The 22886-nt window shown below is 57.5% G+C and carries 20 protein-coding genes; 8 read left to right on the top strand and 12 right to left on the bottom strand.

Annotation, left to right across the window (positions count from 1 at the left end):
• Window position 1 precedes the first annotated feature (1 nt).
• Entirely contained in the window at window positions 2-877 is an 876-nt protein-coding gene (gene serB / locus QQG91_RS00280; protein ID WP_285770987.1) for a phosphoserine phosphatase SerB, read from the bottom strand.
• Between the two features lie 101 nt (window positions 878-978).
• On the opposite strand from serB, the gene QQG91_RS00275 reads away from it, so the two are divergent.
• The 5 genes from QQG91_RS00275 (at window position 979) to mnmH (ending at window position 6375) form a co-directional block, all read left to right on the top strand.
• Window positions 979-1482, top strand: coding sequence for a hypothetical protein (locus QQG91_RS00275; RefSeq protein ID WP_285770986.1), 504 nt, complete (start codon window positions 979-981; stop codon window positions 1480-1482).
• Window positions 1483-1647: 165 nt separating this feature from the next.
• Window positions 1648-2790: a phosphoserine transaminase gene (locus tag QQG91_RS00270; protein WP_285770985.1), complete on the top strand. Its 1143-nt coding sequence runs from the start codon at window positions 1648-1650 to the stop codon at window positions 2788-2790.
• 83 nt (window positions 2791-2873) lie between these two features.
• Window positions 2874-4469, top strand: a complete 1596-nt coding sequence (gene serA / locus QQG91_RS00265) for a phosphoglycerate dehydrogenase (RefSeq protein ID WP_285770984.1) — start codon at window positions 2874-2876, stop codon at window positions 4467-4469.
• Between the two features lie 94 nt (window positions 4470-4563).
• Window positions 4564-5313 (top strand): metallophosphoesterase family protein, encoded by a 750-nt coding sequence (locus tag QQG91_RS00260; RefSeq protein ID WP_285770983.1) that lies wholly within the window; start codon window positions 4564-4566, stop codon window positions 5311-5313.
• Between the two features lie 9 nt (window positions 5314-5322).
• Window positions 5323-6375 carry a tRNA 2-selenouridine(34) synthase MnmH gene (gene mnmH, locus QQG91_RS00255; RefSeq protein ID WP_285770982.1) on the top strand — a complete coding sequence of 351 codons (1053 nt, stop codon included), beginning with the start codon at window positions 5323-5325 and terminating at the stop codon, window positions 6373-6375.
• On the opposite strand, the gene selD is transcribed toward mnmH, so the two are convergent.
• Genes selD through yaaA form a run of 5 tightly spaced genes read right to left on the bottom strand, consistent with a single transcriptional unit; the run spans window position 6362 to window position 13369 of the window.
• A complete protein-coding gene (gene selD, locus QQG91_RS00250) occupies window positions 6362-8527 on the bottom strand; it encodes a selenide, water dikinase SelD (protein WP_285770981.1) in 2166 nt (721 codons plus the stop codon). The two genes, mnmH and selD, sit on opposite strands and share 14 nt — an antisense overlap.
• Before the next feature lie 45 nt (window positions 8528-8572).
• On the bottom strand, window positions 8573-9592 hold the full coding sequence (locus tag QQG91_RS00245) for a lipocalin-like domain-containing protein (RefSeq protein ID WP_285770980.1): 1020 nt from the start codon (window positions 9590-9592) through the stop codon (window positions 8573-8575).
• Window positions 9582-11879 carry an ABC transporter permease gene (locus QQG91_RS00240; RefSeq protein ID WP_285770979.1) on the bottom strand — a complete coding sequence of 766 codons (2298 nt, stop codon included), beginning with the start codon at window positions 11877-11879 and terminating at the stop codon, window positions 9582-9584. Before QQG91_RS00240 ends, QQG91_RS00245 begins: the two co-directional genes overlap by 11 nt.
• A gap of 47 nt (window positions 11880-11926) precedes the next feature.
• Window positions 11927-12583 (bottom strand): ABC transporter ATP-binding protein, encoded by a 657-nt coding sequence (locus QQG91_RS00235; RefSeq protein WP_285770978.1) that lies wholly within the window; start codon window positions 12581-12583, stop codon window positions 11927-11929.
• A gap of 9 nt (window positions 12584-12592) precedes the next feature.
• Window positions 12593-13369 carry a peroxide stress protein YaaA gene (gene yaaA, locus QQG91_RS00230; RefSeq protein ID WP_285770977.1) on the bottom strand — a complete coding sequence of 259 codons (777 nt, stop codon included), beginning with the start codon at window positions 13367-13369 and terminating at the stop codon, window positions 12593-12595.
• Between the two features lie 258 nt (window positions 13370-13627).
• On the opposite strand from yaaA, the gene QQG91_RS00225 reads away from it, so the two are divergent.
• Both QQG91_RS00225 and rlmN read left to right on the top strand, forming a co-directional pair.
• Window positions 13628-14152 (top strand): invasion associated locus B family protein, encoded by a 525-nt coding sequence (locus QQG91_RS00225; RefSeq protein WP_285770976.1) that lies wholly within the window; start codon window positions 13628-13630, stop codon window positions 14150-14152.
• A 117-nt stretch (window positions 14153-14269) separates the two neighbouring features.
• Window positions 14270-15451, top strand: a complete 1182-nt coding sequence (gene rlmN / locus QQG91_RS00220) for a dual-specificity RNA methyltransferase RlmN (RefSeq protein ID WP_285770975.1) — start codon at window positions 14270-14272, stop codon at window positions 15449-15451.
• A gap of 53 nt (window positions 15452-15504) precedes the next feature.
• On the opposite strand, the gene QQG91_RS00215 is transcribed toward rlmN, so the two are convergent.
• From QQG91_RS00215 to QQG91_RS00190, 6 genes are all read right to left on the bottom strand, one after another.
• On the bottom strand, window positions 15505-16638 hold the full coding sequence (locus QQG91_RS00215; protein WP_285770974.1) for a Gfo/Idh/MocA family protein: 1134 nt from the start codon (window positions 16636-16638) through the stop codon (window positions 15505-15507).
• Window positions 16639-16650: 12 nt separating this feature from the next.
• Entirely contained in the window at window positions 16651-17394 is a 744-nt protein-coding gene (locus tag QQG91_RS00210; protein ID WP_285770973.1) for a sugar phosphate isomerase/epimerase family protein, read from the bottom strand.
• Between the two features lie 23 nt (window positions 17395-17417).
• Window positions 17418-18506: an ABC transporter ATP-binding protein gene (locus QQG91_RS00205; RefSeq protein ID WP_285770972.1), complete on the bottom strand. Its 1089-nt coding sequence runs from the start codon at window positions 18504-18506 to the stop codon at window positions 17418-17420.
• Between the two features lie 6 nt (window positions 18507-18512).
• Window positions 18513-19418, bottom strand: coding sequence for a carbohydrate ABC transporter permease (locus QQG91_RS00200; protein ID WP_285770971.1), 906 nt, complete (start codon window positions 19416-19418; stop codon window positions 18513-18515).
• Window positions 19411-20304: a carbohydrate ABC transporter permease gene (locus QQG91_RS00195; protein ID WP_285770970.1), complete on the bottom strand. Its 894-nt coding sequence runs from the start codon at window positions 20302-20304 to the stop codon at window positions 19411-19413. Before QQG91_RS00195 ends, QQG91_RS00200 begins: the two co-directional genes overlap by 8 nt.
• A gap of 82 nt (window positions 20305-20386) precedes the next feature.
• Window positions 20387-21610, bottom strand: coding sequence for an ABC transporter substrate-binding protein (locus QQG91_RS00190; RefSeq protein WP_285770969.1), 1224 nt, complete (start codon window positions 21608-21610; stop codon window positions 20387-20389).
• A 208-nt stretch (window positions 21611-21818) separates the two neighbouring features.
• Between QQG91_RS00190 and QQG91_RS00185 the strand changes: the two genes are divergently transcribed.
• Window positions 21819-22868 carry a LacI family transcriptional regulator gene (locus tag QQG91_RS00185; RefSeq protein WP_285770968.1) on the top strand — a complete coding sequence of 350 codons (1050 nt, stop codon included), beginning with the start codon at window positions 21819-21821 and terminating at the stop codon, window positions 22866-22868.
• Window positions 22869-22886 lie beyond the last annotated feature (18 nt).

Here is a 22886-nt window from a genome sequence, read left to right as displayed (position 1 = left end):
ATCAGCTCGCGAATTCAGAGCGCTGATAGCCCTGAATGAAAAGAAGCGCCGTAAGGTCGCCGTGATTGATCCGCACCTTGCATTCCTTCTGCACGCTCGGTTTGGCGTGGAGCGCAACACCTGTTCCTGCACGGCCAAGCATACCAAGGTCATTTGCACCGTCACCGACGGCAATCACATCCGCTTCGGAAATACCGAGACGCGCGGTAATTTCCTCGAGTGCTTGCACCTTTGCCTCGCGGCCGAGGATCGGGCGGGCAACCTTGCCCGTCAGCTTGCCGTTCTCTTGCAAAAGCGTGTTGGCGCGGTTTTCGTCAAAACCGATCATTTCGGCCACTTTGGCGGTAAAAGCCGTGAAGCCGCCCGAGACCAACGCAGCATAAGCCCCATTGGCTTTCATGGTGGAGACAAGTTCTTTGCCGCCCGGCATGAGGGTGATGCGCTCGGAAAGGACCTTCTGGATCACCGCCGCATCAAGTCCTTCAAGAAGACCGACACGTTCATCGAGCGCGCCTTCGAAATCAAGTTCGCCGTTCATTGCACGCGCCGTGATTTCAGCGACGCGGGCACCCACCCCCGCTTCGGCGGCAAGCTCGTCGATACATTCCTGCTCGATCATCGTGCTGTCCATGTCGGCAAGAACCATTTTCTTGCGGCGACCGAACGTGGGCTGGATCACAAGATCCAGACCCTGTGCCTGAAGGCTATCCCACACCTGCCAGAAATTATCGGGCTCTTGCCCGACCGCGAATTCCGCAGCTTCTCCGACCGAAAGCCAAACCGCCTCGCCGCCGCCCCACGCATTGCGAAGATTCTCGACAAGAGTGGCTTCGACGGTTTTGGATGAAGGGGCGCAGAGCACGGTGACGGTGAACATCTCGGTAATCCTTTTGGTTTACCGCCCTATCGCATTTCTCGCCTGCTCTGCCAAGTGATCCACCGCAGCGCCGTGGCCGTATCATGGAAAAGGAAACCGGAATGCGTATCTTCTATCCCCTCGCCATTATCCTTGGCCTGATCGGCACAACTGTTGCCGCACAGGGCACCTTTCCGACTGTTACATCCAAGGATTTGAACGGGGCGGAACATACGCTTCCGCGTGATCTTCCGGGTGATCCGACGATTGTTTTCGTGGCCTACAAGCAGGGGCAGCAGGACGATGTGAATTCATGGGTCTACGCACTCGGGCTTGATCCCGCGCGCGGCGCGGCCTTTGTCGAATTGCCAGTGGTCGGTCGCGGCGCCTCGCTCATGCGGGGGATCATCGACAACGGCATGCGCAAGGGAATCCCCGATGTGAACATGCGTGCACGGACGATCACGCTTTATGAAAGTCCGTCCTTGATCAATTCTCCGCTCGGCTTTTCAGGAACCGATACGATCCGCGTTCTGGTCGTGCGCCGGAACGGGGACGTGCTCTGGTCCACTTCGGGTCCTGCAACCCCCGAAGGCGTCTCTGCGCTCAAAGTAGCGTTCAAGTGATCGACACCGATAGAGTTTCCGATCCGCTACAGTCCTGACGCAAACGGCACATAAATATTCGCAACTGCGCTATTTTGGCTCTTGCTGCTCTCTCGGGTGCCGCGTATCTGCATCAGCGGGACACTCCTCCCCAACGAGGAGCGCTTATCTGAGAGGGTACCAGAAATGGTCACGACGACTCCGGCAACGCGGCCGGCAAACCCGCGTTTTTCTTCCGGCCCCTGCGCCAAAATCCCCGCATTTGATTTGAATATGCTGGCTGACGCCCCGCTCGGTCGTTCGCACCGTGCCGCTGTCGGCAAAGCCAAGCTGAAAGAGGCGATCGACCTCACCCGCGAAATTCTCGGGGTTCCTGCTGACTATCGCATCGGTATCGTTCCGGCATCCGACACGGGCGCTGTTGAAATGGCGATGTGGTCGATGCTCGGCGCACGCGGCGTTGATATGGTCGCTTGGGAATCCTTTGGTGAAGGCTGGGTCACGGACGTTGTGAAGCAGCTCAAGCTCGATGCCAACATCCACAAAGCAGGCTATGGCGAGATCGTCGACTTCGCGAATGTGAACTTCGACAACGACGTCGTCTTTACATGGAACGGCACCACCTCGGGCGTGCGTCTCCCCAATGGTGACGCGATCCCCGCGGATCGTGCGGGCCTGACCATTTGTGACGCGACTTCGGCCGCCTTCGCGATGGATCTCGCTTGGGACAAGCTCGACGTCGTGACCTTCTCTTGGCAAAAAGTGATGGGCGGCGAAGGCGCGCACGGGATGCTGATCCTCAGCCCGCGCGCCGTCGAACGCCTTGAGAGCTACACGCCTGCTTGGCCGCTCCCCAAGATTTTCCGTCTGACTTCCAAGGGCAAGCTGATCGAAGGTATCTTCGTCGGCGAGACCATCAACACCCCGTCCATGCTCGCGGTCGAGGATTACCTCGTCGGCCTCAAGTGGGCCCAGCAGATCGGCGGCCTTGAGGCTCTCATCGCCCGTTCGACAGCCAACGCTAAGGCGATTTGGGACTTCTGCGAAACCCGCGACTGGATCGCAAACCTTGCAGTTTCGGACGAGATTCGCTCGAACACTTCGGTCTGCCTCAAGTTCACCGACGCGCGCATCAAGGACGGCGCTGCCTTTGCAAAGGCCGTTGCCAAGAGGCTCGAGAAAGAGGGCGTCGCCCTCGATGTCGGCGCATATCGCGATGCACCTGCAGGTCTTCGGATCTGGTGTGGCGCTACGGTCGAAACCGCAGACATCGAAGCTCTGCTTCCGTGGCTCGAGTGGGCGTTCAACGCCGAGATCGAAGCCCAATAACTGCATTCAGGGCAGCTCCTCTGCCCTGACTTCCCCCCTTCACGGCAGAGCCTCTGCCCCCGCATATGAAAAGGAGCCCAGACATGGCCCCCAAAGTTCTTATTTCCGACAAGCTTTCGGACGCAGCCGTCCAGATTTTCAAAGACCGCGGTATCGAAGTCGACTTCCGCCCCGAACTCGGCAAAGACAAGGACGCGCTTCTTGCTGTGATCGGCAACTATGACGGTCTGGCGATCCGTTCGGCAACCAAAGCCACAGACAAGCTGATCGAAGCTGCGACCAACCTCAAGGTGATTGGCCGCGCAGGTATCGGGGTGGACAACGTAGACCGCGAAGCGGCCTCGAAGAAGGGTATCATCGTGATGAATACCCCCTTCGGCAACATGATCACCACGGCCGAGCACGCCATCGCGATGATGTTTGCGGTTGCCCGTCAGATCCCCGAAGCCTCGGCTTCGACCCATGCAGGCAAGTGGGAAAAGTCCAAATTCATGGGCGTCGAGCTTACGGGCAAGACACTTGGCGTTATCGGTGCGGGCAACATCGGCGGCATCGTCTGCGACCGCGCACGCGGCCTCAAGATGAAGGTCATCGCGTTTGACCCCTTCCTCTCGGAAGAAAAGGCCGACTCGATGGGCGTTGAAAAGGTCGAACTCGAAGACCTGCTCAAGCGCGCCGACTTCATCACGCTGCACGTTCCGCTGACCGACAGCACCCGCAACATCCTGAGCCGCGAAAACCTCGCCAAGACCAAAAAGGGCGTTCGCATCATCAACTGTGCACGCGGCGGTCTGGTCGACGAAGAAGCGCTCGCCGACGCTCTCAAGTCGGGCCATGTTGCAGGCGCCGCCTTCGACGTGTTCTCGGAAGAGCCCGCTGTCGAAAATCCGCTCTTCAACCTTCCCAACGTTGTCTGCACCCCGCACCTCGGCGCAGCAACCACCGAAGCCCAAGAGAACGTGGCGCTTCAGGTTGCCGAGCAGATGGCCGATTATCTGCTTACCGGCGCTGTGACCAACGCGCTCAACATGCCGTCCGTGACCGCAGAAGAAGCCAAGGTCATGGGTCCGTGGATTGAGCTTGCAGGTCACCTCGGGAACTTCTCGGGCCAGATGACTGACGAGCCGATCAAAGCGATCAACGTTCTGTATGACGGCACCGTTTCGTCGATGAACCTTGCGGCTCTGAACTGCGCCGTCATCGCTGGCATCATGAAAAAGGCCAACCCTGACGTGAACATGGTTTCGGCCCCCGTGATCGCCAAAGAGCGCGGCATCCAGATCTCGACCACCAAGCAAGAGCAGTCGGGCGCCTTCGAAGGCTATGTCAAAGTGACCATCGTCACCGACAAGCGCGAGCGTTCGGTCGCGGGCACTGTGTTCTCGGATGGCAAGCCGCGCTTCATCCAGATCAAAGGCATCAACGTCGACGCCGAAATCGGTGCGAACATGCTCTACACCACCAACGAAGACGTTCCCGGCATCATCGGTACGCTTGGTCAGACCCTTGGCGCGAATGGCGTGAACATCGCGAACTTTACCCTTGGCCGTGCGGCACGTGGCGGTGAAGCGATCGCGCTTTTGTATGTCGACGAACCCGTCAAGACCGATGTGCTCGACAAGCTGAATGCAACGGGTCTGTTCCGCCAGATCAAACCGCTGAGCTTCGACGTAAAGTAAGCCTTTCGCACAAGTGAGAGTGACACAGGGGACGGAACCTTCCGTCCCCTGATTTATTTGGTAAACAGCTTCTGCAGAACCTCGGGGGACCAAGATGATTTACGCTGTCGGCGACATTCACGGTTTTACGGACCAACTCGACCAAGCTCTTGCCCGTATCGAAAAAGATGGTGGCGCAGATGCCCGTATCGTTTTCCTCGGGGATTACACTGACCGCGGCCCCGACTCTTGTGGTGTTGTCACACGACTTCTCGACGGGGTGAACAGCGACAGGAACTGGACCGTCTTGCGCGGAAATCATGACCGCATGTTCTGCCGTTTCGTGACCGATGGGACGGTCCAAGACAAAAGGATCAAAACGCCGGGTCTCGATTGGCTGCATTCGCGCCTTGGAGGCACCGACACCCTAAGATCATATGGCGTCGATACAGAAGCGGCTGATCTCTTGGCCCAAGCGCAGGCCAAGGTTCCACCCGAGCACCTTGCGTTTCTTGAAACAAGACCGCTCTACCTTGAAACCGAGGACTTGATCTTTGTTCACGCGGGCATTCGCCCCGGCCTCGCGCTCAAAGACCAAACCGAAGACGATCTGATCTGGATCCGCGACGGATTTCTGGACCACCAAGGCCCGCAAGAAAAGCTTGTCATCCATGGGCACACCGCGCTCGAGACCCCAGAGCATTTCGGCAATCGTATCGATCTGGACGGAGGCTGCGGTTATGGGCGTGAGCTTGTTCCTGCAGTATTCGAAGGGTCGGAGTGTTGGCTCTTGACCAAAGACGGTCGCGTTCCTTTGACCCCGCCTGCCGAGACGGCGCTTTCCCTCGCCCCGCGCGAGGCGTAGAGACCTTTCATGCCTATCGCGTTTGAAACTTTGCAATCTCTCTATGACCACGGCTTCGACACCGTGATCGACGTGCGTTCGCCCGCCGAATTCGCCGAGGATCATATCCCCGGCGCGATCAGTTTGCCTGCAATGTCGAACGAAGAACGTGCCGAAGTCGGGACGATCTATAAACAGGTAAGCCCGTTCGATGCCCGCAAGATCGGCGCAGCGATCCTCGCGCGCAATGTTGCAACGCACCTCGACGGACCGCTTGCAGACAAAGACGGAAGCTGGCGGCCTTTGGTCTATTGCTGGCGGGGCGGTCAGCGTTCGGGGTCCGTGACGATCATCCTGCAACAGGTCGGCTGGCGCGCAGACACGATCAAGGGCGGGTATCAGACCTATCGCCGCTTGGTTTTCGGGGCGCTGTACGAACAGCCCCTGCCCTATCGCTTTGTGCTGATCGACGGGAACACGGGGACGGGCAAGACAGACCTTCTGCGTCATATCAAGGACCTCGGGGGGCAGGTGATCGACCTCGAAGGGCTTGCCAACCATCGCGGCTCGTTACTCGGCAGCATGCAGGGCGGACAACCAAGTCAAAAGTGGTTCGAGAGCCTTCTATGCCTCGAGCTTTCCAAATGTGATCCCGCGCGGCCCATCGTTGTCGAGGCCGAAAGCAGCAAAATCGGGCGCATCGTTCTTCCTCCGAGCCTTTGGGAAGCGATGTGCAAAGCACCGCGGATCGAAGTCACCGCCGATGTCGAAGCGCGCGGCCGATATCTGACACGCGCCTACGGCGATCTGACCGCCGAGCGCGACACGCTCAAGAGCTGTCTTGCGCCCTTGCGGCGGATCAGAGGCAACGAGCAGGTGGACACTTGGAACGCGCTGATCGACCAGTCGGATTTTGTCGCCTTGGCGCGGTCGCTTATCGTCGACCACTATGACCCGACCTATTCCAAGTCGCGGGCCGCGCATGAACCCGTTTTCGCAGCCCGCATCGACGCGGGTGCACTCGACGAGGAAAGCCTGAAGCACGCAGCAGCACGCGCGACCGAGGTCCTCAGAGAACTCTGACGCTCGGCTCGCCAGCGACGATCCGCCCGATGCGCTTCGCGGGATAGCCGCAGAGCCAGAGCTTTCGGACCAGTTCGTCGGCGACATCCGCCCGCACCGAGGCCAAAAGCCCGCCCGCCGTTTGCGGGTCGAACAAAAGCTCTCCCTTCGGTCCACCTGCGCCAAACACAGGTCCCGCACCGCTGCGGTTGTCATCGAACAAGGTCGACCGCATTCCGCCATCGGCAAGCTCGATCGCTCCTTCCATGAACGGGACATCCCCAAGATCGATCTCGGCGGCCACGCTGGACGCTTCGCAAATGCCTCCGAGATGTCCGGCAAGCCCGAAGCCCGTGACATCCGTCATTGCGTGGGCAAAGGGTGCAAGAACGCGGCTTGCCACGCCTTGAGGCTGTTGCATCAGACGCAGGGCATCCACAACGTCCTGTCCCCGCGCCTTACCCTGCATTTCCGCCGCCATGAGGACCCCCGACCCGATCGGCTTGGTGAGGATCAGCGCATCGCCTTCCTTCGCGCCTGAAAGAAGGATCGGAGCTTTGTCACAAAGGCCTGTCACGGCAAAACCCACCGTGAATTCATCACCGAGCGAGCTGTGACCGCCGACGATGGCTGCACCAGCAGAGCCAATGACATCATGCGCCGCGCTCAGAATCTCGGCCATGGTTCGTTCCTGAAGCTCGGCGGACATGCGCGGCAAGACGACCGAAAGCGTTGCAGCTTGCGGCTCGGCACCCATCGCCCAAACATCGCCCAGCGCATGAATGGCCGCGATCTTGGTCATGACAAAAGGATCGGCGTTGAACGCCCTGAGATGGTCGGTGGTAAAGACCTGTCGCTGGCCGCCCGTCACCATGACGGCCGCATCATCACCGGGCAGCGTTTCGATATCCGCTCGCGCAGGGGCAGGCAGTCCCTTGAGGGCGTTTCGCAAGGCACCACGGCCGACCTTGGCGCCGCAACCGCCGCACATCGGTTTGGAGCCGAGCGCCTCGCGCAGTCCAGAGGCGTGCTCTTTGGGAAGTTCGGGACCTGCCATCGTTGGCAGATCGCGGAATTTGTTCATAAAAGTAACGTCGATATGGTTCTTCCAGCGCCACAGGAGCGAACCCGAAAACGCGGTCCCGAGTTTCTCGGCAAGTGCAGACTTTTTCCCCAGTGAAATCAGCTTGAGATAGTCTTTTTGCGGCTCATATTCGATGAACTTTCCAGCCCCAAGTGCGGCACGCACATTGGCGAGAAGAACAGGCGCTTGACGCACCGCATAAACCCCCGCCTTGGGTCTTGGTGCGAACCCCATATGCGCACAGTCGCCCGCGGCAAAGATATCGGGATGGCTGGATTGTAGGGTGGGACTGATCGCGATGAACCCTTGGACAAGCTCGAGACCGCTTTGCGCAATCCAATCATGCGGACGCGCACCCGCGGCTCCCGTTACGAAGTCCGCTTTGATCATACGGCTATCGGTGAGCGTCACACCCTCGGCGCCCACACTGGCGACTTGGGCGTTCTCGACGATCGAAACCCCGTTGGAACGAAGTGCCTTGAGGAGCTTGCCTCTTGCTGCTGTATTGAAACCGCCAAGCACTTCCCGCTGATCGATCAGAGAAATCCGGGCCTCACGCCCTTTCGACCGAAGGGCGTGCGCCATCGCCATCGCCAACTCTGCGCCCGCAACGCCGCCGCCGATCACCGCGACCGAAGCAGGTCCTTCGCCGTTGCGATAGGCATCCCAGCGACTCGCGAAAACACCGAGCGGCTTTGCGGGCACACCATACTCTGCAAAGCCATCAAGAAGCGGCATTTCCGAGGTAATACCGATATCCACCGAAGCAACATCGAAACGGATATCGGGATAGCCTTCGACGCTGACCGTCTTGGTTTCGGCATCAAGCGATGTTGCCTTGGCGTTGATCACACGCGCGCCCGCAAATCGGGAAAGCCGGATCAGGTCGATATCAAGCTCGTCCCGTTGATAGTGGCCTGCGACAAAACCGGGGAGCATCCCCGAATAGGGTGCGGTCGGTCCCGGATTGATGACGGTCACGCGCACCCCTGCGAGCGGGTTCATCCCCCACATCCTGAGGAAAAGTGCATGGGTATGCCCGCCGCCGACGAGCACGAGATCACGGGAAAAGGGGAAGCTCTGTTTCATTCCTTCAATCTAGTGAGTGGAACAAAACTTCACCAGTGCGACATATCAGTAGCCCGTCATTTCAAGATAGCCGCGCCCCGATTTCGAACCCGATACGGATACGGGTCCCTCCCAATAGGGGATCGAAAGCGGGAGCCACGCATCGGGGTTCAGCGCCTCGACAACAATGTCGACCCCTTTTTGCGGGAGCATTACGGCCCATCGGGTGGGCACCTCGGGCCCCGAAGTTTCAGACCATTCCAGAGGCGTCGCCTGAAATGCGCCGATGCCGAGCGACTCGGTCGAACCATCGGCGTTGATCCATGTGGCTTGGGTATAGTCAGTCTCGCCGCGCAGAACGAACCCCATCAACTTTTCCCCTCCGTCAAAGGAGAGCGAAAACCAATCCCATCCCGTCTGATCCGAAGCCAAGGGCTGCGACGACCATTCGCGGTCGAGCCAAGCCGTGCCCGAGACTTCAACCTCGCCCGAAGGCAACTGAAGCGTGCCGTCCACTTTCATGAAAGGCGCGGAATAATAGTGCGAGGCCTGGCCCTCTGCGGATTTGACTGAGTAGCCCTGATCCCCGTGGAACACCAGCGGGCCAAGACCATCAACCCGTAGATCAAAGGCAAAATCGGGACCTGCCGCGGAAATCGTGTTCTGCGTCAAAGTCCAATCGTCGATCCAAGCCGTCAACTCTGATGCAAGCGCCCCCGCTTGTCCTGTGCCACCTCTTGCATAGCGCTCGGTGGCAAAATGGGCTTTGGGTGTCGTGAGGGCGGCATGGCCCATATAGACCTGTTCAAGCCCCCAGCCCTCTGCCGCCACCGGTTCGAGTGCATTTCGAAACAGCGTCCACTGAATACCATAGGCGGTTCCGTCCTTGGCCGTCAAATTCGCAGTGACATACCACCACTCGATACGAAAATCGTTGTGCGGTCCGTGATCCTTCGGGAACTCGAATTGATACCCTTGTTCAGGGAGGGCAAAGTCATCGGCCTTGGTCCCAAGCCCTGCAAAACCCTGAGCCAGAGCCAAGGTCGGAAGCAAGAGGCACAGAAACGCAATGATCCTAGCGTTCATTGGCAAAGACCTTGAGCATTTGCGAGGGAGACGTTTTGCCGAGCCGCATCGCAGGAATAAGCGAGGCGATGACCGCCGCGATGAGCGCTTCGATCACCAGTTTGAGGTAATCGAGCGGGAAGAAATAGAGTGGGAGCTTCCAACCGAAGGCTTCGACGTTCACGACGGCAAGAAGCACCCAAGCCAACACAAGCCCGAGCGGAATGGCAGCTGCACTCGTGATCAACGCGAAAATAAGCGCGCGTAAGATTTCAAATCGTGCAAGCCTCTTCCGCGTCAGCCCAAGCGCCCAAATCGGTGCAAGCTGTGGAAGCCGCATCGTGGCCAAGGTAAGCAAGCTCATCAAAATGGCGAAGCCCGCCACTGCGAGCGTCAGAATATTCAGCGCATCCGTCACCACAAAGGTTTGTTCAAAGATACCCTTGGATAGGCTCTTGATCGCGGCTTGGTTGATGATCTGGTCGTCGGACAAACCAAAGTCGCGTAGCGCATCCGATACGTCTTGCACTTTGTCGGGATCGACGCGCAAACCAAAACGCAACGCACGATTATCGGGATAGACTTCACTGAACACGGTTTGGGTCATCACGATTTGGCCAACCGGATTTCCGTAATCGCCATAGACCCCCGCGACCGTAAAAGTTCGTCCCTCGATCTCGATCTCTGCGCCTGTCCATTGATCGGTCCGTCTTGCGAATTGTTCATTCACGAGCACAGAACCGCCCGCAACCTGCCCCCAAGGGTCTTGCGACGCCTCGATAAGCCGCCAGTTGTCGGGATAGGTCGAATGGTTTTTTGCGCCGTAAATTTCGGTCGGAACGCCGCTCACAACGGTATCTTGATAAACAAGCGGCAAGACCACATCGACAAGCGGCTCTACAAAGCGCTCGATCCTCTCGGCCTCGTCTTCGGTTTCGGCATAGGTATAAAGCTCGGGCGCAAGCCTTTGGTCGAGAAACTGGACAAAGGTCACGCGGAAAGAAGACACCATCGTCGCCACGCCCACATTCGCCGCCATGGCCAGAAGAAGCGCTGACAGCGCGAGCGAAAGCCCCGAAGCCTGTTGCCGAGTATCCGCCCAGAACCACTGGGTCAGGACGCCACTGGCCGTCCGTTGACCCAGAGACAGCACCAGAGCAAGGACGCTGGGAAGCAAAAGCGCCGCCCCGATCAGAAGAGCGCCCAAAAGGACAAAACCCGCAACAAGTCCTTTGCCGAAGAGAAGAATGCCAAGGCCAAGACAAGCACAAAGGATCACCGCCCCGAGGCGAAAACGGCGCAGCGGTCCGTTTGTCTGCCAGTTGCGGGCTTGGGCCGCAGCCAAAAGAGGCATCTGCCAGAGTTTGAGAAAAACGCCGAGCGAGGCGATCAAGGCTCCGACGATAGACACGACGACTCCACCGAGCCACCAGATCGGCGAAAGGCTTAGCGTGCCCTCGATACTTGCTCCGTAAAGTCCCCTCAGGGTTGCCGCCACATCAGGCAAAAGGGCAGCCGCGACGAGATAGCCGAGGCACACACCGATCCCGCCCGCCACCGTCGCAAGACCCACCAACTCGGTCACCATAAGACCGATCAGCGTTTGCAACGGCACGCCGACGGCGCGCAGCGTCCGTATCATCGGCTTGCGCTGTTCAAAGGCAAGTCCGATGGCGCTGTGAACGATGAATATCCCGACCGCAAAGGACAAGAGTCCGAAAGCCGTCAAATTGAGATGAAAGCTATCGGTCAATTTGGCCAGATCGGTGCCCGCTTGGGCGGGCGTTACCTTGTAGCCAAGTTTTTCAGGGGATGCTGCTCCAACGGGCTGATCCTTGAGAAGAATCAAACGGTCGATCTCGGTGCCTCGGTCCAAAAGATCGGCAACGAGCGAGATATCCGCATAAACCGTATTCGGAGCGGCTCCTTCAACTGTGACCTTGCCGATATCGGGTGCGAGGTCGACCAAAGCCAATGCCTCGGCGGTTCCATAGAACGCCGGCCCCTCGATCTCGCCAAGGTTTTCGGTCGGAAAGGCTGTCAGCGTAGGCGAGGTCAGAACATCGACACCGATGATCCGGACACCGTTCAAGCGCCCCTCTATAATGGGCGAGACAAGAACACCCGCGCGGCGCAAAGCGACGAAATCCGAGAGCGTCAGGGCTCCGCGGATCTGGGCATAGTCGCCTTCGGATACGGTCGCAGCGGCGAGGGCATAACTTTGGCGCGCTTCGGCGTTGATCGCCTGAACGCCGCTCCAAAGCGCGGTCGCAAGTGCAAGACCCCCCAAAAGGGCGAGGGCCTGCAATGGACTTTTCAGCCAATGCGACAAGAGAGCTGAAAAGACCGCGCGTATCACAGAATTCGACCGGAACTGAGCTTGATACTTTGATCGAGTTGATCGGCGATTTTTTGGGAGTGCGTCACCATAAGGAGCGTCGTGCCCGCATCACGCACCAAGCCGAGCAAAAGCGCCAGAACTTCGCCTGCGGTCCCTTCATCGAGATTTCCCGTCGGCTCGTCTGCAAGCACGAGTTTGGGTTTTGCCGCAAGTGTGCGCGCAATTGCAACCCTTTGCTGTTGTCCACCCGAGAGTTGGTCGGGGAATTTATCCAGATGGCCTTCGATACCCAGTCGCGAAGCGAGAAATTTCGCGAAATCAGGATCATAGCTCCCGTTCAAACGAGCCTGAAATACAAGGTTGGCCCCGACGGTGAGCGAGGGAATAAGATTGAATTGTTGGAACACAACGCCGACGGTTTCGCGCCTGAGCTTGGCGCGTGCTTTGTCGTTCAACCCCGTCACATCGAGACCATCGAGCAAAATCGTGCCCGCGTCCGCAACATCCAGCCCGCCGATGAGATGCAGTAGCGTGCTTTTCCCGCAGCCGCTTTCACCCGTCAGCGCAAGGCTTTTGCCCTGTTCGAGCCCAAAGCTGACATCCCGAAGCACATCCGTTCTGATCTGCGCCGTGACATAGGATTTGGCGAGATTTGAGACCTCGAGAAACATGGTCCGGTCCTATTTGGTTTCAGGATAGTCCCGCACAAAGGCCCAAGCGTCGCCCTCTGACAGATCTGGGTCAAAAGCATAGCCGCCCGAGGAAAAACCCTTGATCTCCTCGGGTTCGGTTAAACGGTTTTCAATGATAAAACGCGCCATCGCGCCCCGTGCCCGTTTGGCGAAGAAGCTTACGATGCGCGGCTTGCCGTCCTTCACCTCGTAGAAATTGGGCGTGATCACCCGAAGCTTGAGTGCCTTGCGGTCTGCAGCCGAGAAATATTCCTGCGATGCGCAGTTGATCAGGACCTCGGTGCCGATGGCTGCGGCCTCGGCATTCAGGGTCTTGGCGATCTGGTCCCCCCAATAGTCATAGAGCGACTTGCCGCGACGGGTCTTGAGCCTGCTTCCCATTTCAAGACGGTAGGGCTGCATCGCATCGAGTGGACGCAAAAGCCCGTAAAGCCCCGAAAGAATGCGAAGGTGATCCTGAGCCCAGCGAAGATCGTCTTCGGAAAGTGTCTTGGCCTCGAGCCCCTTGTAGGTGTCACCGTCAAATGCCAGAACCGCGGGCTTGACGCGATCGGCGTCGGGGGTCTCTTGGAACGCTTTGAACCTGTCGCGGTTGAGCCGCGCAAGATCGTCCGAAATATCCATAAGCTCTTTGAGCTGGGTAAGCGTGAGATTGCGAGAGGTTTTGGCGAGACGCACTGCATCCTCTTGGAACATCGGCTCCGTCGGCTCAATCGACACAGGTTCCATATCCAGCGACTTTGCAGGGGATACAACGATCAGCAAGTGACCCTCTCCTTCTTCTGACGATCCAAACACTCTCAAGGGTTATAGCTCTTGGATTCCAAAGGTCGAGTATTTGGGGAAATGCCGCCGATGGCAGAGATCCGCGCAGAATTGTGACTGCAGAGGGCTTTCCCAATGCGTGTTTTTATTGTTATTCCTCTTACAATCGAGACCAATCCAACCCGCTTCGTGACAGGCATCACAAGAAAAGCCGCGCGGCGCGGGATCTGAGGCTAGGACAGCTTGGAGGCTGCAGTAATGAAAATACGTATCCTGACCGCACTCGGCTTTGCTGCCGCAGTTGGCATGACCACCCCCGCCATCGCGCAACAGTCGAACAACCGCGTTGCGGCCAACACCGACTGGAGCGTGTTTGTCGAAAGCAACCCGAAAGAGTGCTGGGGCGTTTCCGCGCCCAAAGAAACGGTGAACACCCGCGACGGTAATGTGGTCTCGGCTCGCCGTGGCGACATTCTTCTTTTTGTCTTCTATCGCCCCGAGCAGAACGTAAAAGGCCAAGTCGCCTTTACAGGCGGTTATCCCTTTGCGAACGGCTCGACCGTGTCGCTTGATATCGGTGGCACAACGTTCGAGCTCTTTACCGAGGGCGAATGGGCTTGGCCTGCAAGCGCGGAAGACGACGCAAAGATCATCGCGGCGATGAAGCGTGGCTCTGATGCTGTTGCAACCGCGCGTTCGGGACGCGGCACCGTGACCAAAGACACCTTCTCTCTGCTCGGCTTTACCGCCACCGTCGAAGAAGCTGAAAAGCGCTGTAACTAAGCGTTTTCCACCGTTCACGGTGAAGTTTTGAAATTAGACCTCGTTTTCGGGCGGAATCTTTTTGATTCTGCCCGTCAATGTTATATGAGGCCGCCTTGATCAAAGGGATCTGCTGCCATGACCGCCACTGCACCGATTACACAAGACGTTCTGACCATTCCGCGTAAACTGGCGGAGGGTCTGCCCAATCTGGTCGGCATGACCCGTGACGAGATGCGCGATGCGCTGGTCGCCATCGGCACGCCCGAGAAACAGGCCAAGATGCGCGTCAACCAGATCTGGCAATGGATTTACCATTGGGGCGTGCGCGATTTCGCGTCCATGACCAACCTTGCCAAAGATTACCGCGCGCTTCTGGCCGAAAGCTTTGTGATCGAGCTTCCCGAGATGGTGACACGTCAGGTCAGCGCGGACGGCACGCGCAAATACCTTGTTCGGATCGCGGGCGGTCACGAGGTCGAGATCGTCTATATCCCCGAGGAAGATCGCGGCACGCTCTGCGTATCGTCTCAGGTGGGCTGCACGCTGACCTGTTCGTTCTGCCATACGGGCACACAAAAGCTTGTGCGCAACCTCACCGCAGGCGAGATCATCGGTCAGGTCATGCTGGCCCGCGACGATCTTGGCGAATGGCCCGAGCAAGGCGCACCCAAGAACGAACAGCGACTTCTCTCGAACATCGTTCTGATGGGCATGGGCGAGCCGCTCTATAACTTCGAGAACGTGCGCAACGCGATGAAGATCGCGATGGACCCCGAGGGTATTTCTCTCTCGCGTCGCCGCATAACTCTTTCGACGTCGGGCGTTGTGCCCGAGATTGCCCGCACCGCCGAAGAGATCGGTTGTCAGCTTGCCGTGTCGTTCCATGCGACCACCGACGAAATCCGCGACAAGCTTGTTCCCGTGAACAAGAAATGGAACATCGCGACACTTATGCAGGCGCTCAAAGAATATCCCAAGGCTTCGAACTCGGAGCGGATCACCTTTGAATATGTCATGCTCAAGGACGTCAACGACAGCGACGAAGACGCCCGCCGTCTGGTAAAGCTGATCAAGGGCGTTCCGGCCAAGATCAATCTCATTCCGTTCAACGAATGGCCCGGCGCACCGTATCAACGCAGCGACTGGGAGCGGATCGAGGCCTTTGCCGACATCATCTACAAGGCGGGCTATGCCTCTCCCATCCGCACTCCGCGCGGCGAGGATATCATGGCGGCTTGCGGGCAGCTCAAATCTGCGACCGAGCGGGAGCGCAAATCCAAACGCCAGATCGAGGCCGAAGCCGGCCTTGGTCACTAAGACAAAGGGCCGCTCCTTCGAGCGGCCCTTTCGCTTTTCCGATATCGGAAAACTTAGTTCATCATCGCCTTGGCTTCGTCCGGTCCGATGTAATCGGGACGCTCGCAAGTCGTGGTCATTTCCACCCAAGTGCGTTCTGCACCTGCCTTGAGAACCGAGGTCATCACTTCGGTCACATGCACGGCGAGATCGATGTTGCAGCGGTGCTGACGGTTTTCCTCGATCGCGGTAACCATGTCGGCAAGACCTGCACAGCGATAGTTCGAGATCGGCTCGCCAAGATGGTTTTCCTGATTGTGGACCGACCACGGATGACCTTTGTGGTCGAGGATATGCTTCTCACCCTTGGAATCCGTGAGGGTCACATCGCCGCCAAAGAAGTTCGGGTCAGGCACATAGAGCGAAGCCAGCTCGCCATAGAGGTCCATGTTCGGGTGACGGTGCGCCCACACATCCCAGGATACACCCACCGTCACAACGGCACCGTTATGGAACTCGAGAAGCGCGTGGATATTGGTCGGAGTTTCGACCGTGATCTCTTCGCCGTCACGCGGACCATTGGCAATCGTCCGTGTCGAGAACGCGGCCGAAGTCATGGCCGTGACCGACTTTACAGGCCCGATCAGCTGAACAAGGTTGGTGATATAGTACGGACCCATATCAAGGATCGGGCCACCACCGGGCTTGAAGAAGAAGTCGGGGTTCGGGTGCCATGCTTCCATGCCGTGACCCATAAAGTGACAGGTGCCGCCGACGATCTTGCCGGTTTTGCCGTTGTCGATCGCTTCGCGTGCTGCCTGATGCGCACCGCCGAGGAAGGTGTCAGGCGCGGAACCGACGCGAAGACCCTTTTCATTGGCGATACGGCGGAGCTCTTCACCCTCTTCGAGGGTCAGAACCAGCGGCTTTTCCGAATAGGCGTGCTTGCCCGATTCAAGAATGCGCTTGGTGATCGGGAAGTGCGCGGCAGGGATCGTCAGGTTGACGACAACCTGAATGTCGTCGGACGCGAGAAGTTCGTCCACAGTCATTGCCTTGACGCCGAATTCGGCGGCACGGGCGTTGGCGGACTCCATATTGATGTCCGCAACAGCTTTGAGATCCAGCGCTTTGAACGCGGGAGCATATTTGAGGTATGTGGTCGAAATATTGCCACACCCGATGATACCTACGCCAAGTTTGGCCATGGGTCTAAGTCCTTAGAATTTGGAGACAGTGGCGTAAGACCGTGTGATCAAACGCTCTTGGTTGTTCGGATTGTCGTGCTCGATGACGTAACGCGGAACGCCTGCGTCCTTGAGAGCGGCAACGATGGGCGGCCATTCGATGACACCATGACCAACATCGGCCCAGCCGCTTTCGTCGGTGGCTTCGCCTTCGGGTGCGCGGTCCTTGACGTGCACCGAGATCAAACGATCGGCAAGCTTGTTGATCCATGCGACGGGATCATGCTTGGCCACGAATACCCAGCACAGGTCGAGCTCGATCTTGATATGCTCGGAGGCGTTCACGATGTGATCAATGGGAAGCGAACCGTCTTCGAGAGCAAAGAATTCGAAGTCGTGGTTGTGATAGCCGAACTGGAGCCCTGCTGCGCGGATCGGTTCGCTGATTTTTGCCAGACGCTCGCCAAAGGCTTTCCATTCGGCAGCATTTTTCGGACGGTCGTCGGGCATGATATAGGGGACGATCACGGCTTCGACGCCGATGGTTTTGGCAACCTCGATCGTGCGCGCAGGCTCTTTTTCAACCATATCGAGGCTGAAATGACCTGTCGGCATCGAAAGCCCGTGGGCGTCAAGCTTGGCTTTGGTCGCGGCAGGATCATCATAGTAGGGGCCGAAGCCCTCTACTTCCTTGATACCCGTCTTTTGCAAGAGACCGAGTGTTTCATCGACCGGAAATTCGCGGGTCGAGAACAGTTGGAACGAAATGTTCGGCATAGCCGAGTCCTTTCTGGATTGTCTTATAGACGTTGTTCAGATGTTTTATCAAAGAGCGACGCGCGCGAGGCATCGACACCGATCTTGAGCTCATCACCCGGGCTTACGCGGGCCTGGCCGTCCATACGGATGCGGACCGAGCTCGAACCGACCTTGGCATAGACAAGCGTATCGGCGCCCATGGGTTCGACGATTTCGACCACGCTATCGAGCTGGATCGGCGCAGAGTTCACAAGCTCGCCCGTGACGATATGCTCGGGGCGAATACCCAGAACAGCAGTGCAAGCGGCAGTGTTGGCCGACACATAGTCATAGCCGGTCATCGGAACCGTAAGATCGGCATTCGTGAACACGCCGTTCTCGAACTGACCGTCGAAGAAGTTCATCGAGGGCGAGCCGATAAAGTCGGCCACATAGATGCACTGCGGACGGTTGTAGATCTCGTCGGGCGAGCCAAGCTGCATGATCAGACCGCCTTTCATGATCGCGATGCGGTCAGCAAGCGTCATGGCTTCGATCTGGTCGTGCGTCACATAGATCATCGTGTTCTTGAGCTGCTGGTGCAGACGCTTGATCTCGACGCGCAGGTCGGTGCGCAACTTGGCATCAAGGTTCGAGAGCGGTTCGTCGAAGAGGAACACGTCCACGTCACGCACAAGCGCACGACCGATGGCCACACGCTGACGCTGACCACCCGAAAGAGCAGCAGGTTTACGCTTCAACAGGGGTTCGATCTGAAGGATCTCGGCTGCACGGGCAACGCGCCGCTTGATCTCGTCGGCGGGGATTTTGGCGTTCTTGAGACCGAACGACAGGTTCCCTTCTACGGTCATCTGCGGATAGAGCGCATAGGACTGGAACACCATGCCGATGCCCCGATCACTGGGTTCTGCCCAAGTGACGTTTTTGCCCTGAATGTGGATCTGGCCCGCAGAGACTTCGAGAAGACCTGCGATACAGTTCAGAAGCGTGGATTTACCGCACCCCGAAGAGCCGAGCAGAACGACGAACTCGCCCTGTTCGATATCGAGGTTGAGACCCTTGAGAACCTTTACGGCGCCAAAGTTGAGATCGAGGTCCTTGATCTGGACGGAGTAGTTTTCAGTGTTCATTTCAGATCAGCCTTTCACTGCGCCGGCGGCAATGCCGCGCACGAAGAGTTTGCCGGAGACAAAGTAGACGAAGAGGGGGACAAGACCGGTCAGCATGGTTGCAGCCATGTTGACGTTGTATTCCTTCACACCCTGTACGGAGTTCACGATGTTATTGAGCTGCACGGTCATCGGATAGAGATCGGGCTTGGTAAAGACGACACCAAAGAGGAAGTCGTTCCAGATACCCGTCACCTGAAGGATGATCGCCACAACGAAGATCGGCAGAGACATCGGAAGCATGATACGGAAGTAAATGCCCCAGAACCCCGCGCCGTCGACACGCGCCGCTTTGAACAGCTCCTCGGGAACCGAGGTGAAGTAGTTGCGGAACAGGAGCGTCAGGATCGGCATCCCGAAGATCGAGTGCACAAGGACAAGCCCCCAGAGTGTGCCGTAAATCCCCATTTCGCGAAGCAGGATAACGATCGGGTAAAGCATGATCTGATAGGGGATAAAGCTCCCGAAGATCAGGATGGTAAAGAAGACTTCCGAGCCTTTGAACTTCCAGTTCACAAGCGCGTAGCCGTTTACCGATGCGATTGCGATCGAGATGATGACCGAAGGCACCATGATCTGGACCGAGTTCCAGAAGCCACGGCTCAGACCGTCACAGTTGAGTCCCGTGCAGGCCTCTGCCCATGCTTTTACCCAAGGCTGGAAGGTCACCTCAACGGGCGGAGCAAAGATATTGCCCATGCGGATTTCAGGCATCCCCTTGAGCGAGGTCATAACCATCACCCAAAGCGGCACCACATAATAGATGCAGACCATGGCAAGAATGCCGTAGAGCATGATGTTGCGGCGCGAAAACTTGCGGCGCGGCTTGGGACCGCTCGGGCCGTCCAAAAGGTTTGTGGTCGCGTCAGCCATGTTTCTTGCCTCCGAATTCGAGATAGGCCCAAGGAATTAGGACAATGAGAACGCTCAGGAGCATCATGGTCGACGCCGCGAGGCCCTGACCGAGGTTCTGAGCCTGGAACATGTAGTCATAGACATACATGGCGGGCACTTGGCTTGCGTTACCCGGACCACCCGAGGTCATAGCAACCACGAGATCGTAGAGTTTGATGATGCCCGAAGCCACGATCACGAGTGTAGTGATGAACACGGGGCGCATCATCGGAATGACGACGAAGAGATAGGTCTTCCATTTGGCGATGCCGTCGACGCGCGATGCTTTCCAGATGTCTTCGTCGATGCCGCGCAGACCCGCCAACATGATGCACATCACAAAGCCCGTGCTCTGCCAAAGACCGGCCATGAGAAGCCCGACCAGAACAAGTTCAGGCGTGTAAAGGGGGTCGAAGGTAAAGCTCTCCCAACCCATGCCGCGCACGATGCCTTGGATGCCGAGCTCGGGGTTCAGAAGCCACTGCCAAACAAGACCCGTCACGATGAAAGAAAGTGCGAAAGGATAAAGCAGAATGGTGCGGAAAGCGCTCTCGAAGCGGATCTTTTGATCCAAGAGAACAGCAAGCAGAAAGCCGATCGAAATCGTGAAGACCAGCGCAAAGAAACCATACCAGAAGAGGTTCTCGATCGAGATCACCCAGCGGCTGTTGCCCCAGAGACGCTCGTATTGCTGAAGTCCGACAAATTTGAATTTCGGAAGAAGTTTTGATCCGGTGAAAGAATAGACCACCGACCAGATCGTCCCGCCGAGGAACACAACAATTGCCGTGGCAATCATCGGCAGTGCTGCGATCTTGGCGTTTAAGTTGCGCAGCATACGTGCGCCCATAGGTTTTGTAGACATCCCGTGCCCCTCGTCATTCGGAACATTTTTGACAAAAAGGGCCACCCTTATGGAAAGGATGGCCCAATTTCAGTCCCTAGACTTAGTTGTTGCTGATGATGTCGACCCAACGCTCGTGAGCGACTTCCGGAGCCAGATCGGTCATCCAGAATTCAACCATGAGGTCTTCTACCTGCTTCTGGGTGTCCGGGGTCCAGAGCATGTCGCCCGACGGCATCACGTTACCTGCAGCGAGGAGCTCGAGGCCCTTCTTCATGCAGTCGTTTGCAGCCGAAAGGTCAACGTCGCCACGGATCGGGAGCGAACCCTTCTTGAGGTTGAAGGCAACCTGGGTTTCCGGCGCTACGAGCAGGGCGGCAAGACGCTTCTGAGCGGCTTCCTTGTCTGCATCGTCAAGCTTCGGGAAGTAGAATGCGTCACCGCCGGTGGAGAGGTAAGCATTCAGACCGAGACCCGGAAGACAGGTGTAGTCGGTGCCTGCAACTTCGCCAGCAACCTGGAATTCACCCTGTGCCCAGTCACCCATGATCTGGCCGCCGGCCTGATCGGTGATGACGAGGTTGGTTGCCTGGTTCCAGTCCTGAACGTTCGAGCCGACTGCGAGCGCGCGAGCGTCGGCAGCAGCCTTGAACACGGCGGCGTATTCAGCACCGGCTGCTACGTCCATGTTCTTGTCCATGTTGACGGCTTTCCAGTTGTCGAGACCGGCAACTGCAACCTGCATTGCACCGAATGCGAGGTTCGACTGCCAGGGCTGGTTGCCGAGTGCGAGCGGAACTTTACCAGCTGCGCGAACAGCGTCAGCCGAAGCTACGAATTCGTTCCAGTTGGTCGGAACGGGAAGACCGAGATCTTCGTAGACCTTGTTCGAGAGCCAGAGCCACTCGGGCGAGTGGATGTTTACGGGCGCACAGTAGATGCGGCCGTCGATGGTGCAGGCGTCGAGCAGCGACGACGGGAAAATCACGTCTTTCCAGTTGTTGGCTTCTGCGACATCGGTGAGGTCGAGCATCAGACCGGCTTCGACGAGTTCAAGGGCCTGCTGGCCGTGGTTGAACTGGGTCGCACCCATCGGGTCACCGCCGGTGATACGGCTGATCATGATCGGACGAGCGGTGCCGCCCGAACCGGCGATTGCGCCGTCGATCCACTTGTCGCCCGAAGCGTCGAACGCCTTTGCGAGTTCGGCAACAGCAGCGGCTTCACCACCCGAAGTCCACCAATGGGTTACTTCGAGTTCGGTTGCACCGACGGTGGTTGCGCTAACAATTGCGGACGCAGCGAGCAGTTTGGTTGTCAGTTTCACGATTTTTACCTCCCTAAGCTAAATCGTTGTAGAAATTTCTATAACGTTATAGAAAGATGGTGCAAGAAATATTTGAAAAGAAAGTGAGGATAATCCAGAACTATCGTTCGCCGCAGCGCAGAAAGGATTGAAAATCCTGTGTTTAAAAAATAGGCACCGACACAGCGGCAAGCTAAAAAATGCCAGAAGACAAAGGGGAGAAGTGGACTTGGCAATACGGCGCGAAATTGATCCCGAAGAACTCGCTCTTGCAGCATCAGGAGACAAGCCGACGCTCAAAACAATCTCGCGACTCAGCGGATTGGCCGTCCCTACTGTATCCCGCGCATTGAACGATGCGCCCGACATCGGATTCGATACCAAGCAATTTATCCGCTCTATTGCAGATGCAATCGGCTATGTGCCGAATCGCGCTGGAGTGAGGCTCCGGACGGGGCGAACCAACGTCATCAGCCTTGTTTTGTCGACCGACCACGACATGATGAACCACACGGCAAGATTGATCTCGTCTCTTGCGGCAGAGCTTCGGAACACCCCCTACCATCTCATCGTGACGCCCTTCTTTCCCGACGAAGATATCCTCAAGCCGATTCGTTACATCGTCGAGACAAAGTCGGCGGACGCTTTGATCATGAATCAGGTTCGCCCGAATGATCCGCGGGTAAAATACCTGATGGAACATAACTTTCCCTTTGCGACACACGGTCGGAGCCAATGGTGCGCAGAGCATCCCTATGTCGATTTCGACAACACGGCCTATGGCGATCTTGCGATCCAAAAACTTGTCCAGAATGGCCGTAAATCGATTGCCATGCTGGCGCCTCCGCTCGAGCATAACTATGCCCGCGAGATGGTGCTTGGTGGGGCCAACCGCGCGCGCGAAGCAGGTATAGACTTTTTTGTGATCCAAGAGATCACGAGCGACGAGCCTATGGTTCGCATGCAGAACTATCTGGTGGACCTATTCCGCAAGCGACCTGACATCGATGGTATCGTATGTGGTTCCACCAACGGCACATTGGCTGCCGCCGCTGCCGTAGAAGCAGATGGACGGACCGTCGGTAAGGAAATCGATCTTGTCGGAAAAGAATCGGTTCCGGTACTCAAGCTGTTCCGAGACAAGATTATCGTCCTTCCGGAGAATGTGGATGCCGTCGGGCAACGGCTGGCGCATGCCGCGATCCGCGCGATCAGGGAGCCCGATAAGAAACCCTTGCAGCATCTCGATGTCCCGACGTTGGCCGACTTCGGGGAATAACTTCAAAATCTAGGAGAG

Source organism: Marivivens sp. LCG002, from assembly GCF_030264275.1.
Lineage (GTDB): Bacteria > Pseudomonadota > Alphaproteobacteria > Rhodobacterales > Rhodobacteraceae > Marivivens.
The sequence above is the reverse complement of the archived record's forward strand: the minus strand, read 5'-3'. Positions and strand labels throughout refer to the sequence as shown.

Coding starts and splice junctions, on each gene's coding strand:
- serB (WP_285770987.1), bottom strand. CDS start 877: ATGTTCACCGTCACCGTGCTCTGCGCCCCTTCATCCAAAACCGTCGAA.
- QQG91_RS00275 (WP_285770986.1), top strand. CDS start 979: ATGCGTATCTTCTATCCCCTCGCCATTATCCTTGGCCTGATCGGCACA.
- QQG91_RS00270 (WP_285770985.1), top strand. CDS start 1,648: ATGGTCACGACGACTCCGGCAACGCGGCCGGCAAACCCGCGTTTTTCT.
- serA (WP_285770984.1), top strand. CDS start 2,874: ATGGCCCCCAAAGTTCTTATTTCCGACAAGCTTTCGGACGCAGCCGTC.
- QQG91_RS00260 (WP_285770983.1), top strand. CDS start 4,564: ATGATTTACGCTGTCGGCGACATTCACGGTTTTACGGACCAACTCGAC.
- mnmH (WP_285770982.1), top strand. CDS start 5,323: ATGCCTATCGCGTTTGAAACTTTGCAATCTCTCTATGACCACGGCTTC.
- selD (WP_285770981.1), bottom strand. CDS start 8,527: ATGAAACAGAGCTTCCCCTTTTCCCGTGATCTCGTGCTCGTCGGCGGC.
- QQG91_RS00245 (WP_285770980.1), bottom strand. CDS start 9,592: ATGAACGCTAGGATCATTGCGTTTCTGTGCCTCTTGCTTCCGACCTTG.
- QQG91_RS00235 (WP_285770978.1), bottom strand. CDS start 12,583: ATGTTTCTCGAGGTCTCAAATCTCGCCAAATCCTATGTCACGGCGCAG.
- QQG91_RS00225 (WP_285770976.1), top strand. CDS start 13,628: ATGAAAATACGTATCCTGACCGCACTCGGCTTTGCTGCCGCAGTTGGC.
- rlmN (WP_285770975.1), top strand. CDS start 14,270: ATGACCGCCACTGCACCGATTACACAAGACGTTCTGACCATTCCGCGT.
- QQG91_RS00215 (WP_285770974.1), bottom strand. CDS start 16,638: ATGGCCAAACTTGGCGTAGGTATCATCGGGTGTGGCAATATTTCGACC.
- QQG91_RS00210 (WP_285770973.1), bottom strand. CDS start 17,394: ATGCCGAACATTTCGTTCCAACTGTTCTCGACCCGCGAATTTCCGGTC.
- QQG91_RS00205 (WP_285770972.1), bottom strand. CDS start 18,506: ATGAACACTGAAAACTACTCCGTCCAGATCAAGGACCTCGATCTCAAC.
- QQG91_RS00200 (WP_285770971.1), bottom strand. CDS start 19,418: ATGGCTGACGCGACCACAAACCTTTTGGACGGCCCGAGCGGTCCCAAG.
- QQG91_RS00195 (WP_285770970.1), bottom strand. CDS start 20,304: ATGTCTACAAAACCTATGGGCGCACGTATGCTGCGCAACTTAAACGCC.